We start from the raw sequence: 14,848 nt of genomic DNA, 5'->3' as shown, positions 1-14,848 counted from the left end.
TTTCAGTTCGGCAATTAAAACAACAAAAATTATGGATCAAAATCATCTGGATGAAATGATCAGACGCTCTCTGGAGATCAGAGAAAAGTATCATCAGCTGGAAATTCAACAGAACGGTAAAGAGTGGACTTTAGAACAGGATGCCTTAGCTTATCTTACGGATGCAGGTTTACTGGGACGAAATATAATGTCACATGAAAAAACATGGACAAAATCAAACTCCAGAGAAGAACTTGAACATAAAATGGGCGAAAATATCTGGTGGCTGATGATCTTGGCAGACCGGACCGGAATTGATATCAAAGATGCTTTAGGAAAATTTTTAACGAAAACAGAAAATATATTACAATGAGTTATTGTTCAGCCATAGCAGGAATGCAGCCGGAAAGCAGAAAAGAACTTCACAAAAATTACCACGATCATCATTACGGATTTCCGATTCATGATGATCATGAATTGTTCGGAAGATTGATTATGGAGATTAATCAGGCAGGTCTGAGCTGGGAAACGATTTTAAAGAAAGAAGAAAGTTTCAGACAAGCGTATGATCATTTTAATATTCAAAAAGTAGCAGCTTACACGGAAGAAGACCGTGAACGTCTTTTGGGTGATCCCGGAATAATCAGAAATAAATTAAAAGTAAATGCCGCGATAGAAAACGCTAAAACCATCATCGAACTCCAAAAAGAGTATGGTTCATTCGAAAAATGGCTGGAACATCATCATCCGAAAACATTACAGGAATGGATGAAGATATTCAAAAAAACATTCAAATTTACAGGTGGAGAAATTGTCAACGAATTTCTGATGAGCATTGGATTTTTAAAGGGATGCCATGACGAAAGCTGTCCGGTATATAAAGAAGTTTTGAAACATAAACCCATGTGGGAAAAAAGATAAAACCTCCAATCTGGAGGTTTGCATTTCAATTTTATAGTTTCAATTATTTTAAACTTCTCACGGTAACATCAGGAGCCTGTCCTTGCGGAACGATAAAAATAGCATTGTCGCTGATCGTATCTCCCGGATCAAAATAATAACTTCCCGTTACAGGAATAATTCCATTAGTGAATTTCCCGGATTTATCGTAAGCAGAGTAGGTCACGTTGATCATCTGTGCTTTCATTTTTAGTTCGATCTTTTTGGAAGTCAGCTTGGCACCGGTTGCATTGATGCAGTTCAGTTCTACAAGTCCGATATTACTCACGATCTGGGGGTAAGAAGACAGTCTGATGTTGTACGCTTTGTCTGAGGTATTTTTTACAGACGCTGAAACCTTATAACGGTCATAGGGCTTTCCGCCTGCTTCAATACTTTCTTTGTTTAAAATATTAAAAGTAACACTCATTCCATTGACTTCAATGGTTTGGCCGTCCGAAATTTTTTGTGCGTTTGCATGAACTCCGAAGAAAAGAAACACGGATAAAATGAATAAAAATGCTAAGTTTTTCATAGAATAGTTTTTGATGGTTAAGAGAGATTAAATTTACAAAATATTAGCCCTGGGCATTAAAATAAATGAGAAAATTATTTTCCTCGCCTTCAATGTAGAGATAATCAAAAGCTATACCCAACTGATATTCGTAACGGCCCTTATTAGCATTTTGAAAATGAAAAATCCTGTTTTCTTTGGTAAACGCTTTCAAAGAACAATAAAAACTGTTCACTTCTTCTAAATTTTCTGAAGGATCCCGATTGCTGTTCTTTGATCGTTCGCGGCCAAAGAACCATGTGTAGATGATTTCCCTGAATTCAAATTCAGTTATTGATCTTACAGCCAGTTCTTTATTGTCTTTTAACGCAAAATAGGTTCTCATGAAATCTGACGCATCTGTTGAATGATCAAAGACCACGATATCAAATTCATAGAAATAATTGGCACGGGGATTATTCCTCGAAGCATGGGAAAATAAAATGGTTTTAAGAAAATCTAGTGTAACCATGAATATGATGTTTTATGTTTATTTGTTTGGTGACAATTAATGCGTTTGTTTCTTGTTGACCACCCCGTCAGATCTTTGATCTGCCACCCCTCCGTGGGAGGGGAATTGAGGTTGAGTTCACGATATTCTATATAGTACTGGGGATTTGAAAGAATTACTGTGGTGAAATTTCTATGACTTTTTTAGTTCGGAAATCTCCTGTTTTTGAGTCATAATTGCCTTATGCTCTATTCCCCATTTTTCAAATTCCAGGATGATAGGCTTCAGCTTGTACCCAATCTCTGTCAGTTCATATTCCACGCGGGGCGGAACTTCAGCATAGACGGTTCTGGTGATGATGCGGTCTTCTTCCAGTCTGCGGAGTTGCAGCGTAAGCATTCGTTCTGTGATGTTGTTCAGCTTTTTTCTGAGCTCTCCAAATCTCAGTTTTCCATTGATGAGGTAACAGCAAATGGCGAGTGCCCATTGTCCGCCAATCGTATTGGATGCATAGATCTCCGGACATTCGTCGGAAAGCGCTTTTTTATTGGCAAAATTGGTAGATGTTTCCTTTATTTTAGTCATTACTTACATTTTTTATAGTACCATACAATTGGATACTAATGTCTGAAATGTAAGTTACGTATATTATTTTTGCTGAAGAAATGTAAACGAAATATGAAAACATTAATTATAGTTATTCACCCGGATATCGAAAAATCGGTGATCAATAAAAGATGGATCGAAGAGTTAAAAAAATCTCCTGAAAAATACACGGTTCATTCTTTATACGAAGCCTATCCGGATGAAAAGATAGACGTTGCAAAAGAGCAGGAGTTGATAGAGTCTTATGACAGGATAGTCTTTCAGTTTCCGTTCTACTGGTTCAGCAATCCGCCGCTTTTGAAGAAATGGTTTGATGAGGTACTGCTTTACGGCTGGGCTTATGGAAGCAAAAGCGGTTACAGAGCGGGAGGGAAGAAGATGACATTGGCAGTTACGGCTGGAATAGATGAACAGGGCTACAGCGCATCCGGAAAATACAAATATACAATGAACGAGCTTTTCCGTCCTTATGAACTGACTTTTGACTACATCAAAGCAGACTATAAAGAACCTTTTGTTTACTACGGGATAGAAAACGATCCTTCCAAAGAATGGATTGAAAGAAGTGTGCCGATGTATCTGGAGTTTTTGGATTCAATATAAACAGGTAACGGTCATGTCTAGAGATATGACCGTTCTTACTTTTCAGATTTTCTTTCTTTTATAAATCGACTCATGTTTACCTTTGTTACTCTTTATAATCTACATTTTCAATTTTCCAACTGATTAATGTCGAATTGGCTTTATAAGTTAAATGCAGATTAATATAACCATTAGGATCAATCATGCCTATTTTTTCTTCAATATAGTAAATTTCAGATCCGTTCACTGTATCAATTTCGTTAGGTTTTCCGATGAGGTTGATCACCTCTTTTTTACTGGTTCCTTTATGCTTTCCGTGTTCAAATATAAGGACATTCTCCATCAGATCATTCAGCATTTTCTTGCGGTGTCCGTCATAGAGTCCTGATTCTATAGGAACCCATTGAGCAGAATCAAATGTTTCGGAATGACAGCTTGTAAGAACAAGAAGAATACTGGCAAATAATAGAAGGTTTTTGATAGCTCTGTTCATTTTGATATTTTTAATCTTCCAAATATTTCTTAATTTTATTACTGTCTATATAAAAAGGTACTTCATGATATTTCCAACCATTTTTAGAAATTTTCAGGCCTATGTAATCAGCTCCAACAGGATAGATATCAAGTACTTTTGAATTTTTTGGTTTTATGGAGTCAAAAATTATCAAAAACCGATCTCCCTTTTTATATGAAAAGTTTGTTGTGCTGCTATACACCTCGTGATTGATTTCATATTGGTAATCTGTTCCAACCCCATTATTGTTTTTTTGATGCCAGTCGGTAGTGGCTGTAGCAACAGTATACTTAGGCCTCTCTAGCATTTTTCTAATCCATATTCTTTCGTTTATTAAACCGATTGGAATCAATAATACAGTAAGAACTAGTAATACAATATGCAAATTTTTAAAAGTATACTTTTTAAATTGAATAAGTTTATTCATTACTTTTGTTCAAAACAATATCAATTCTCCTTTCAGCTTCCTCTATAGAAATTCCATTATAAAAATCGTGAACAAAAGGATGCTTAAAATCTTCAGGCGGATAAATAAAAGGTCTTCCCGTCTTATTGTTGACAATCACATTAATAGGAATACTTTCCTCAAAACTATAATCCGGAAGATAATTAGATAACCAACCGAAATATCCAGCTTCAAATTCTTGATTGTCGTAATTTTCTACATATTCATTGAAACTTTTTTCGCTTAATGAAACCCAGACTCCATATTCCAGATCCTGACAGCTGTCTGCCACTTCCTGAACCATGACAACACGGATAAACCGGTGCGTATGTTCGTGATCTTCAATAATGCACAGATCTGATGTTAATTCGGCATTTTCAAGTTCTTCTTCAGTTAAATCGGAGTAAAAAATCGGAGCATTATAGACTATGGCTGGCCAGTCTTCTTTTTCTTCTCCACAACATTTACAGATGTATTTCATAGTAACGCATATTTATTTATAATGCTGATAAAATTTGTTGTCAAAAATTTCCAATGGGTCATACGTTCTTTTCAGAACGAAAAAAGAATCAGTTTGAGGATATACTTTTCTCATCTTTACCCTATCGATATGCAGACGGTAGGGCAGATAAAATGTTCCTTCATTTTTAAGAGTAATATCAACGAGTTGGTTGGTCAGGATTTTCATTGCGTTTTCCTGTTTCACTGTTTTCTTTTGGTTAAATAATAAAACAAATCCAAATACATTTTCCCTCGCATAGTTCATGTAACTATCCTCATCTTTATTAACGGCCCGGATGGTTATATTGAGAAGATCCAGTCCTGAGCTTTTCAGAACGGGCTTTATATCCTTAATAAATTGATTGAAATTTCTTTCAGGGATAAAATATTCCTGTAGCAGGTCCGTAGAATTTGGGTCTTTATTTTCAATCAGAGAAACGTGGTCATTGAGCAGTTCATTTCTGGAATAAACAGCATTTTTAGTCACTTTGTTCATTCCTGTTTCCAGATCCCAACGAAGCCTTTTTCCGTATTCACTGTTGACGGTACTTCGGAAAACGAGACGTTTTGTTTCTGCATTTTTGGCATTTTGGACAGACAGCGCAAGCGGTTTTTCATTTGCTTTTTCAAAATAATTGATGGTGGCCTCTTCCAGAAAATGTTTGTCCGAGATCCTTAGTCTCCCGAAAACCAGATTGACTTCAGGATGATCAGAAATAAATTTCTTATAATAATCAGTATAGTTATCCGAGTTTAAACGGATATATCGGTATTTCAAAGCAGTATTGTCAACCACTTTTAACTTGACATCCAAGATAATCCCAAACAGGCCGTAACCTCCAATTACCAGTTTAAAAAGTTCAGGATTTTCTTCCCTGCTGCAATTCATAATTTCACCGTTGTGATTCATTAAAGTAAATGAAACAACAGTTGATGCCACCGGAGGAAGGTTTTTCTGCCATCCGTGACCGTTCACACTTATGGAGTCGCCTACGGAGAACGAACTGAATGCCTGCATCACTGCAATTGATTTTCCTTTTTTGTCAAGATATTCTATAGCATCTTCCCAAAGAGCTCCCGAACCAATGGTCAGGATATTATTTTCAGCATCCAGCTCCATGTGTTTGTAAGGAAGCATATTGAGGAGAATTCCATTCGGATAAATGGTGTGTCCACCCATGCTGTGTTGTGCTCCGGCAATGGAGATCTTTAACTTTTTTTCTTTGGCATATCTCAGGATCTGGCGCAGCTGATTTTCAATCTCCGTTTTCGATGACGGGACTTTTATTAAAGTATCTATTTTTGTTAAATTCAATTGACTGGCATCATCCGTATACCCTTTTGGAATTTCTGTTTTATGATCAGGTTCACTCCATTTTGTTTTAAGAACATGAATGACCGGAATGGAAATGAATATAAGGAGCATTAGAATTCCGATGGCAAAAAAATATCTTTTCTTCATTAAAATATTTAAACCCTAAAATACTCAAAATTCCTTATCCCACCGTCGGCGTGTCCGCTTCTTTCAGGATCTTTTTCTCCTTCATTGAAAGCATCATCCGTTCATATTTATATTTTTCCCAGTCGAATTGGTTCAGGAAATCCAGGGCGGCCTGGAATCCCCTGTTGAAAAGATCCTCTTTTTCTTCTCTTTTCATAAAGAAATTCAACCAGCTGCTCGTTCCGCAATTAACGCTCTGAATACTGTAAAGGCGATAAAAGCTATGTTTCGTTAAAAATGATTTGTCATTAAAACCTTTTAAGGTACTGATGATATTTCCCGCATAAGAAAAAGGAGTTTTAAGAATTTCTTCACTTGTTTTTCCTTTTTCAGACAGGATATCAGAGTCGCTGGTGAGTTGTACTCCAAAAAGAGGCATTCTTGGATAAAATACGTCGCTGGCATGAAAAATATCGATCGGAAAATTGGAAATACTTCCGCCATCAATGAAAAGTCCGGAAGGATAGATGTCTTCCGGTTTTGTGTTCATCCAGAATTTCCATGCATATTTTACCGAGCTGTCATCCTTATTGATCATTTTCCGGAAAGGTTCAAAAAAGAAGGGGACAGACATCGACGCTCTTACAAATTCGGCTGGACTGGCGTGTTTCAGTTCTTCTTCAGACCAGTATAAATTAGCCATTGTAGGAAGCTCTACTTTGATTTTAGCATTAATATCGGTCGTAATAACGATGTATTCTGAACGAAGCTGGTAAAACGGATTGTTTTTGTAATAATCATTGTTCACCGCACTTTCATAGAAAATTCTGTAGCGGGTCTGGTCGATATGTTCCAGATTTTTAGCTTTAATCGCTTCAATACTTTTTAGGGCAATGGTATAATATTCTCCCGTATTCCCGTAGCGGTAATTGAGATGAAGATCATGTTCCTTCTGGATAAATTTTTCATTAAGCTGAGCCACCGTTTTGATCCCGAAACCGTCCAAAACACTTTGCATGGTCTCTAAAAAAGCATTTCCCGGATTGAATCCGCTGTTTTGCTTTTTGAAATCATTGTAAAACTTTTTAATGCAGAAAAAAGAAATAATGACCGGAATTAAAGGAATCAGAAAAAGCAGTTTAGCATTAAGTGTGGTTTCCGGTCTGGCTACGAAAGGGATAATGACCAGAATGACCATGATGACCGCCAAAATAATCGCATTGATTTTAAAAAAATTCTTATTGTTCAGAATTGCATGAATCGTAGTTTTCACATAGGTTTTTCCATCCATGAAATCGGCAAAATTCCAGCTGAACAGGATATCTTTGATTACTTCACTTTTTGCCTCCTCTTTGGTTTTGCAGGCTGCAATAAGCATCGTATTAATGGCGCCGGCACTGGTTCCTGCCACTTTAAGAAAACGAACTCCGAAGACTTCCAAACCGTAAAGATACCCTACAAGAGCACTTCCCCAGACACCGCCTCCTTCCTGAACAAACTCTACATATTGATTTCCCTGCGCATCCAGTAAATCAGAAAACTCCCTGGACGAAATATTTTCATGCAAAGCACTGAGTTTCTCTTTGGACTCGTGGGAAAGTACATTTTCCTCAAGAATTTTGTTTAGAATGTCAGTTTTCATGGGCAGTTTGGTGTTGGTGCTGTTGGTCAAAAGCAAAAGCGCCAAGTTTTTTAATTATTACTCTGTTGCTAAACTCATTACGAATCTTGAGAATGAATCTCAAATTTGATTTAAAGTTAGCAACAAATCTTTTATAACAACTTAGGTATTTCGTCCTTTTTTTCTTAGGCCATTACCACTGCTTACGTCTTGCATAAATAAAGGTGCAGATCACGACTACAGCCATAACACCGACCGTTATAAAATATCCGTATTTGTGATGAAGCTCCGGCATATTGTCGAAATTCATTCCATAAAGCCCGGCAATAAAGGTAATCGGTAAGAAATACACCGAGTAAATAGCCAAAACTTTCATAACCTGGTTGGCTTTTTGGTCTGAAAGCGCCAGGAACATTGAAATAAGGTTGGTAATCTGAATATTTAAATGATCAAAATCCGCAACAACATCTTTATGTTTATCTTTTAAATCCACGATCTCTGAATCCTGAAGATTCAACAGTTTAAACTTATCTACCGCATCTGTGGAAATAGTCAGTACCCTTGAATTCAGTCCCGATTTTCTTTTCAGTTTGTACAATCTTCTGATCTGGTTCGTATGATTGGTGTTTTTAAGGAAGATTTCGTTTTCGATATTATCCATTGTTTCCAGAAGACTTAATGATTCATCATCAAAACTTTTCATGATCAGGAGCGCAATCATTAAAGCAATTTTAGGAGAAGGAACTTCCGTTTGCATGGCAGAAATCTGTTTCTTCGTCTCCAAAATACTTTTCGTTTTCATCCGGTGGATGGTAATGATCGTATGATCGACAAGAAAGATTCCAATCTTCGTGCTGATATCACTTATGGTGTTGAGGTTTTTTCGTTCCAGTTCAGTACTTTCCCGGAGCAGGAAAAACTTTACGTTGCCATCCTCTTCATATTTCGGAAGGTGGTTTGGATCCATGGTATCATCCAGAAGAAGGTTGTTGATTTCATATCTTTCGTGAAGAAATTTCAGGTCCTCCGCAGTGGGAGCCTCTACATCTACCCATTCACATTGGGAGTCTCTGTATATCGTATCGATTGGCATATAATAAAAATACTACTATTTTGAAAAACTATGGATTAAATAATTTTATCTTTGCCAAAATTAAAAAAACTATATGATTAAAAGTACAATAAAAGGAATAGGATTTTATGTTCCAGATCATGTTGTTACGAATGATGATTTAGCGAAGCTGATGACCACCAATGACGAATGGATTACGGAAAGAACGGGCATCAAAGAAAGAAGACACAGACAAAACAGAAATGACTCTCAGGAAACGACGGCTTACCTGGCATTCAAAGCTTCTGAAAAAGCGCTCGAAAAAGCGGGACTCACCGCAAAAGATATAGATTATATTGTTTTTGCCACCCTTTCTCCGGACTATTATTTTCCGGGTTGTGGTGTTTTACTTCAGGATATGCTGGGGTGTGACACTATTGGTGCTTTGGATGTAAGAAATCAGTGTTCAGGATTTGTTTATGCCATGAGCGTTGCCAATGCTTTTATCAAATCAGGAACCTATAAAAATATTCTTGTGGTAGGAGCGGAGATCCATTCCTTCGGACTTGATTTTTCTGATGAAGGAAGAGGGGTTTCTGTGATTTTTGGAGATGGCGCAGGAGCCATCATACTGTCAGCAACCGAGGATGAACATTCGGGAGATATTTTAGCCGTAAATATGCATTCTGAAGGTAAATATGCAGATGAATTGTGTACGCAGTTCCCGGGTTCTAAATTCGGATGGAGTGACAGGATGAGAAAAGAACCTGAAAATGTGACCAATAAAGAGGTTTATCCAATCATGAATGGAAACTTTGTATTCAAACACGCGGTAACAAGATTCCCGGAAACAATGCAGGAAGCCTTGGATAAAGCCGGAAAAACCATCGAAGATCTGGATATGTTCATTCCTCACCAGGCCAATCTTAGAATTGCCCAGTTTGTACAGCAGAAATTCGGACTTCCTGATGAGAAGATTCATAATAATATTCAGAAATACGGAAATACAACCGCTGCCTCTATTCCTATCGCTTTAAGCGAAGCAATTGAAGAAGGGAAAATAAAGAGAGGAGATTTGGTGCTTCTTTCAGCTTTTGGAAGCGGATTTACATGGGGAAGTGTATTGTTTCAATATTAGAATTCTGACTTAAAATAAACGAAAGAGACTGACTATTTTTTAGACAGTCTCTTTTTTTATGAAATAGAACCTATCTGAAAATACCATTAATAGTAGATAAATATCGATTTCCTGTGGATAGTCTTTAAATTAATTTGGTAAAAAGAAAATAATTTAAATGTTTTGCTTTTTTTTCATTAAATTTATACTATAAAGTATTGTAATTTTTTGATTTTAAAAATATTAACTTTAAATTTTAACAAAATGAAAATTAATTTATTACCAGTGATTTTTTTCTTTCCCTTACTGGGTTATGCACAAGTTGGTATCAATACCGTTATGCCTTCTGCAACCTTAGATGTAATCGCTAAAGATCCTACAGGTACTACCACCAATGTTGATGGTATGCTGATTCCAAGAGTTGACAGACAAAGAGCTCAAAGTATGACAGGGGTTCCGACATCTACTTTGGTGTATGTAAACAGCATTGCTACCGGTACACAAGCGGGAACTGCTGTAAATATTGATGCAGTAGGGTATTACTATTATAATGGTTCCAACTGGGTGAAAATAAGTCCACCACTCAATATTTATAATACAAATGGGACTCTTACAGGTAACAGAACGGTAACTCAGGGAGCTAATACATTAGCTTTTGCATCAGGTATTGTTAATGGTTTTTCTGTAGCCAATAGTACTCTATCTGTAGATGGTGCCAATGGCAGAATAGGAATTGGATCCAATGCGCCTACAAAAAAACTACATGTAGAAGGAAGCCAGTTTCTGAATGCTGCTGCAACAGTTGCTGCTACAAATGATGCATTTGATATTAACATAGGTCAGGACGGTTTTTCTTATGGCAACCGAATCGATAATTTTGGAATTAATATGAGAACTGCTTCCACTGCAGACCCGGGATCTGTCGCCCGTATTAATTTTGGAGATGTTTCTACAGGAACAATCAGTGGACTAGGAAATCGATATCTTTCATTTAGTGTAGGAAAACCTCTTAATGAGCTTATGTATTTAACTAACATTAATAGTGGAGCTGTAGGAATAAGAACGATAACCCCGCAGAAAAGCTTGCATGTCAACGGATCTTTGCAGGTTGTGAATGAGATTAACGTAGGCGGAAGTGCTACAGCCGCTGGTTCTGCAGGCACTACAGGGCAGGTCCTTACCTCTTCCGGGGCAGGTGCAGCACCCTCATGGCAATCTTTGAATACGGTAAGCGGAACTATTGCTTCAGCCAATTATGTACAGGGAACAACAGCTTTAACGGTTGCTTCAGGTACTACTGCGGATGTTCCGGGAGTAACCATTACGTTGACGGTTCCTGCCGGAAAAACCCAGACTTTCTTATTTACTGTATTAGGATATGCTACCCAGTTTCCTAATGGTATCACTTCGCAGGGAACATTTAATCTTCTTCAGAACAATGTTAAAATTTCTTCTGCCTATGCCGCTAAGTACGGTCCTGCTGGAGGAGGTGGATTGCAAGATATCCCAATTCCCGTAACATTTTTAAAATCTGTTACACTTCCCGCCGGTACCTATACCTTTAAAATACAGTATTCTGCTTGGTCTGGAAGTGCTACTGTTAATGTTGATCCTAACACATATGCTGGATATAACGGTGATACAGAAGCCATGCTTACCAAAATGCAGGTGTTGGTGTATAATAACTAAAAAATAGTAAATAATTCATTTTTTATATTTAAGTAAATGAAATCCGCAGCCTACAGTGTGCGGATTTCATTTTTTTACTTTAATGGCTTTTATTACTAAAATGCAAATATTTCTCCTGTGATTACTGATATTTTAAGTTCTTTTATGTATAGTTAGGGATAGGTTATTTTTAATACTTTTGTACTGCATACATGATAATGGCATATATAGCCTGTTTTCTGATAAGAATCTGACCTGAATTTTATAGCCTGCAGCCATTCTATGAAGATACAGAGGTTGAAATTTACAATGAAAGATTGATAATGTATTTATTTTATTATTAAACTATTGCAAATGAGTTTGTTGTATTTTTTATAGAAAAAAATCGATACAGTTTGGTCTTCTTTTTGAAAATATTTGCACAGTCTTGATCCGTATAGGTGATTGATCAAATAAAAACACAATGATGAAAAAAAATTTAATTTTAGGAGTATTAGTACTTCCTGTATTCGCCTATTCCCAAGTAGGAATTAGTACCCCAACACCACAAAAGAATCTTCATGTTAATGGTTCACTACAGATCACCAATGAATTAAATATAGGGGGAGACGCTAAAACTGCCGGGAGTGCAGGAATAGCAGGACAGGTTTTAAAATCCAATGGTCCCGGTGTAGCACCTACCTGGGGAAACCTTGCTGGCGTTCCCAATGCTACCGGAACAGTGATTGTCGTGAACGGGCAATTTATAGTTGCACAGGAAATAGTGGTACAGCTCACTGCTGATTATTCGAAAATCAGCCCAATCAATACAACTGATCCTATCGGAAACCTGACTAACGAGATTATCGATAACGAAAATCGCTATTCCGGAACTGGGACTGCCAATTCATTTACGGTATCAGCAGATGGAGTCTATCAGGTACATATCAACGCACAAATATCTACCGATAATGGAACGAGTCCCGTCATAGGGATCTGGAATGATACCACAAGTAAATGGGTAGCAAGAGTTAATGATTACTTTACTGCTCCCACAGGAAGTTTGCAGACCTATACATTGCTTACCTCCATTCCGATGGCCGCTTCCAACACGTATTCATTTAGGATTGCCAATACCGTTAATACTACCGTCGTAAAGTATATCAGTACCGGATCTACAGGGTCCGGACCCATTACTCAGATGTCTGTTAAACGTTTAAAGTAACAGATAAGAGAGTTTTAACAAAAGACAAATGCTTTGATTATTATTTTCGAAAGCGGTTACAAAATAAAGATCTACAGGGATCAAATTAATTAAAAACACAATGATGAAAAAGAATTTAATTTTAGGGGTAGTACTACTTCCCGTATTGGCCTATTCACAGGTAGGAATTAATACCGCGACGCCTCAAAAAAGATTGCATGTTAACGGTTCGTTACAAATTACAAATGAGCTCAACGTAGGAGGAGACGCCAGAACTGCAGGTTCTGCCGGAACGGCAGGACAGGTTTTAAAATCTAACGGACCGGGTGCAGCACCTACCTGGGAAAATCTTGCCGGTGTTCCTAATGCTACAGGAACAGTAATTGTCGTGAACGGACAATTTATCGTGGCTCAGGAAATCGTTGTACAGCTGACTGCTGATTATACCGTACCTGCTGCCTCGAATGCAACATTTCTTATCGGTAACCTGACCAATGAAATCATAGACAATGAAAGTCGCTATTTCGGGAATGCTTCCGCTAATTCATTTACAATACCTGCAGATGGAGTGTATCAGGTGACTATCAATGCTCAGTTATCTACTGATAGCGGAACCGTTCCGGTTGTTGGAATCTGGAATGATACTACGAATAATTGGGTGGCACGTGTCAACGATTATTTTACTGCTCCAACAGGTAGTCTGCAGACTTATACATTACTTACTTCCATTCCTATGGTAGCTTCCAGTACTTACTCGTTTAGAATTGCGCCTAGTGGAGCGGCTACTACGATTAAGTATCTTAGCAGTGGATCTACAGGATCAGGTCCGGTTACTCAGATGTCTTTAAAACGATTACGATAATCCTCAAATAGATTTCACAAAAAAACCGCAGAATCATTCTGCGGTTTTTTTGTGATTGAAGCGTTAAATTAAAGACTCTTCAATAATTTCTCTGTATCTGTAGAATCCTCACCTGTACTTTTAGCAAGCTGAACAGATTTTTCAGCCCACATCTTTGCATTCTTTTTATCTCCAATCTTGTTGTAAAGATTAGCTAGCGTATCGGTATTGGCATAGTTCTCATTTTTCTTTACAGATTCCTGAGCCCATGCTACCGCTTTTTCCAGAGATGTTTTGCTGCTTACATTTTCAAAAAAATCCCATGCTAAAGAGTTTAATTCTTCAGAACTCATGGCAGAATAATCTTTATACAATTCCAGGGTTAGCTTCTCATAGGTAGGAATATCTTTATTCTTTAAAGCTCTGTTGGCTTTTGCTCTTTTTAAGATTTTTTCAGACTCATCTTTAGTCAGGAATTTTTGGCTTTCTGTAAGGAAATAATTGTCATTCCAGGTTTTTGTGTCTGCATTGTAAGCCTTTTTAAGAACAGTATTCAGTTTGATATTCTTATCGAATTTTGCATACTTATCTTCCGGGAAAATTTTGATGATCTCTGCTTTTTTTGACTGAAAGATTTTGTACAGAGGGCTTTCCGTACTCTGAGTTCCTGAAAGAAGCATTTGTACATCTTCCTGATCAAGACTTGTTTTCTGCTGGAAATATCGGTCTAACACCTTTCCTGCCAACTCAGAATCATTATAAATGGTAAGGCCTGCAAGATTTTTTAAGAATTCAGGGTCTTTTTCTCCGTTTTCAAATTTTTGCTTTAAGGCAGTCAGTCTTTTATTGGGATCTTCGGCATCTTTAGCAAACTGAATGAAATCTTTTTCCTCTACGTAGCCTAATGTTCTGTGCACTTCTTCTCCGTCACCATTGATGAAAAGATACGTAGGAAATGCTTTTACATTATATTTCTTGGCCAGTCCTACACCTTCTCCCTTTTCCATATCTATTTTGGCATTCACGAAATGGGAATTGTAAAAATCTCCGACAGTCTGCAATGGAAATATATTTTTCACCATCAGTTTACAAGGTCCGCACCATGATGCATAGGCATCTACAAATATAAGTTTATTCTCTTTTTTCGCTTTCGCAAGTATCGTTGCAAAATTACTGTCTTCAAATTTAATTCCCTGTGCCAATGCAAGAGCTCCTATAAATAAAGAAGAAAATAGGGTTAATTTTTTCATAAAACTTTTTATTGATTACAAATGTAATAATTATGTAAGCATATCAGTCGCAGCAAATAGAAAATAGTTACGGATATTTTATTTTTGACAGATAATAAATCTATTT

The 14,848-nt window shown here is 37.1% G+C and carries 17 protein-coding genes; 7 read left to right on the top strand and 10 right to left on the bottom strand.

The genetic code is table 11. The features are described 5' to 3' along the window. Window positions 1–31: 31 nt before the first annotated feature. Both BUC06_RS09250 and BUC06_RS09245 read left to right on the top strand, forming a co-directional pair. Window positions 32–352: a MazG-like protein gene (locus tag BUC06_RS09250; protein ID WP_073332867.1), complete on the top strand. Its 321-nt coding sequence runs from the start codon at window positions 32–34 to the stop codon at window positions 350–352. Continuing rightward, window positions 349–900, top strand: a complete 552-nt coding sequence (locus BUC06_RS09245; RefSeq protein WP_073332866.1) for a DNA-3-methyladenine glycosylase I — start codon at window positions 349–351, stop codon at window positions 898–900. The genes BUC06_RS09250 and BUC06_RS09245 overlap by 4 nt, the downstream gene beginning before the upstream one ends. Before the next feature lie 43 nt (window positions 901–943). On the opposite strand, the gene BUC06_RS09240 is transcribed toward BUC06_RS09245, so the two are convergent. From BUC06_RS09240 to BUC06_RS09230, 3 genes are all read right to left on the bottom strand, one after another. Then, complete coding sequence (locus BUC06_RS09240; RefSeq protein WP_073332863.1) at window positions 944–1,453, bottom strand: hypothetical protein; 510 nt, start codon at window positions 1,451–1,453, stop codon at window positions 944–946. Window positions 1,454–1,496: 43 nt separating this feature from the next. Next, window positions 1,497–1,943: a hypothetical protein gene (locus BUC06_RS09235; RefSeq protein WP_073332860.1), complete on the bottom strand. Its 447-nt coding sequence runs from the start codon at window positions 1,941–1,943 to the stop codon at window positions 1,497–1,499. A 171-nt stretch (window positions 1,944–2,114) separates the two neighbouring features. Further along, the gene (locus BUC06_RS09230) at window positions 2,115–2,507 is read right to left on the bottom strand and encodes a winged helix-turn-helix transcriptional regulator (RefSeq protein WP_073332857.1); all 393 of its coding nucleotides are present in this window, start codon (window positions 2,505–2,507) and stop codon (window positions 2,115–2,117) included. Window positions 2,508–2,600: 93 nt separating this feature from the next. On the opposite strand from BUC06_RS09230, the gene BUC06_RS09225 reads away from it, so the two are divergent. Beyond that, the gene (locus tag BUC06_RS09225; protein ID WP_073332854.1) at window positions 2,601–3,131 is read left to right on the top strand and encodes an NAD(P)H-dependent oxidoreductase; all 531 of its coding nucleotides are present in this window, start codon (window positions 2,601–2,603) and stop codon (window positions 3,129–3,131) included. A gap of 85 nt (window positions 3,132–3,216) precedes the next feature. Here the strand turns inward: BUC06_RS09225 and BUC06_RS09220 are convergent, their stop codons facing one another. From BUC06_RS09220 to BUC06_RS09195, 6 genes are all read right to left on the bottom strand, one after another. After that, window positions 3,217–3,603, bottom strand: a complete 387-nt coding sequence (locus BUC06_RS09220; protein WP_073332852.1) for a hypothetical protein — start codon at window positions 3,601–3,603, stop codon at window positions 3,217–3,219. A gap of 10 nt (window positions 3,604–3,613) precedes the next feature. Continuing rightward, the gene (locus BUC06_RS09215) at window positions 3,614–4,051 is read right to left on the bottom strand and encodes a hypothetical protein (RefSeq protein ID WP_073332849.1); all 438 of its coding nucleotides are present in this window, start codon (window positions 4,049–4,051) and stop codon (window positions 3,614–3,616) included. Next, a complete protein-coding gene (locus BUC06_RS09210) occupies window positions 4,044–4,550 on the bottom strand; it encodes a DUF2199 domain-containing protein (RefSeq protein ID WP_073332846.1) in 507 nt (168 codons plus the stop codon). The genes BUC06_RS09215 and BUC06_RS09210 overlap by 8 nt, the downstream gene beginning before the upstream one ends. Before the next feature lie 12 nt (window positions 4,551–4,562). After that, window positions 4,563–6,032, bottom strand: a complete 1,470-nt coding sequence (locus BUC06_RS09205; protein ID WP_073332844.1) for an FAD-binding oxidoreductase — start codon at window positions 6,030–6,032, stop codon at window positions 4,563–4,565. A 34-nt stretch (window positions 6,033–6,066) separates the two neighbouring features. Continuing rightward, window positions 6,067–7,653: a patatin-like phospholipase family protein gene (locus BUC06_RS09200; protein ID WP_073332841.1), complete on the bottom strand. Its 1,587-nt coding sequence runs from the start codon at window positions 7,651–7,653 to the stop codon at window positions 6,067–6,069. Window positions 7,654–7,825: 172 nt separating this feature from the next. Beyond that, window positions 7,826–8,725 (bottom strand): magnesium transporter CorA family protein, encoded by a 900-nt coding sequence (locus BUC06_RS09195; RefSeq protein ID WP_073332838.1) that lies wholly within the window; start codon window positions 8,723–8,725, stop codon window positions 7,826–7,828. A 73-nt stretch (window positions 8,726–8,798) separates the two neighbouring features. Between BUC06_RS09195 and BUC06_RS09190 the strand changes: the two genes are divergently transcribed. From BUC06_RS09190 to BUC06_RS09175, 4 genes are all read left to right on the top strand, one after another. After that, window positions 8,799–9,821 carry a 3-oxoacyl-ACP synthase III family protein gene (locus BUC06_RS09190; RefSeq protein WP_073332836.1) on the top strand — a complete coding sequence of 341 codons (1,023 nt, stop codon included), beginning with the start codon at window positions 8,799–8,801 and terminating at the stop codon, window positions 9,819–9,821. Between the two features lie 243 nt (window positions 9,822–10,064). Beyond that, window positions 10,065–11,489, top strand: coding sequence for an autotransporter outer membrane beta-barrel domain-containing protein (locus BUC06_RS09185; protein ID WP_073332833.1), 1,425 nt, complete (start codon window positions 10,065–10,067; stop codon window positions 11,487–11,489). Between the two features lie 442 nt (window positions 11,490–11,931). Continuing rightward, window positions 11,932–12,672: a hypothetical protein gene (locus tag BUC06_RS09180; RefSeq protein WP_167367412.1), complete on the top strand. Its 741-nt coding sequence runs from the start codon at window positions 11,932–11,934 to the stop codon at window positions 12,670–12,672. A gap of 103 nt (window positions 12,673–12,775) precedes the next feature. Further along, window positions 12,776–13,513 carry a hypothetical protein gene (locus BUC06_RS09175; protein WP_123879298.1) on the top strand — a complete coding sequence of 246 codons (738 nt, stop codon included), beginning with the start codon at window positions 12,776–12,778 and terminating at the stop codon, window positions 13,511–13,513. A gap of 68 nt (window positions 13,514–13,581) precedes the next feature. On the opposite strand, the gene BUC06_RS09170 is transcribed toward BUC06_RS09175, so the two are convergent. Continuing rightward, window positions 13,582–14,742 carry a thioredoxin family protein gene (locus BUC06_RS09170; protein WP_073332827.1) on the bottom strand — a complete coding sequence of 387 codons (1,161 nt, stop codon included), beginning with the start codon at window positions 14,740–14,742 and terminating at the stop codon, window positions 13,582–13,584. Window positions 14,743–14,848: the final 106 nt, after the last annotated feature.

The sequence above is a fragment of the Chryseobacterium carnipullorum genome (assembly GCF_900142785.1).
GTDB lineage: Bacteria > Bacteroidota > Bacteroidia > Flavobacteriales > Weeksellaceae > Chryseobacterium > Chryseobacterium carnipullorum.
This window is presented reverse-complemented; position numbering and strand designations above follow the sequence as displayed.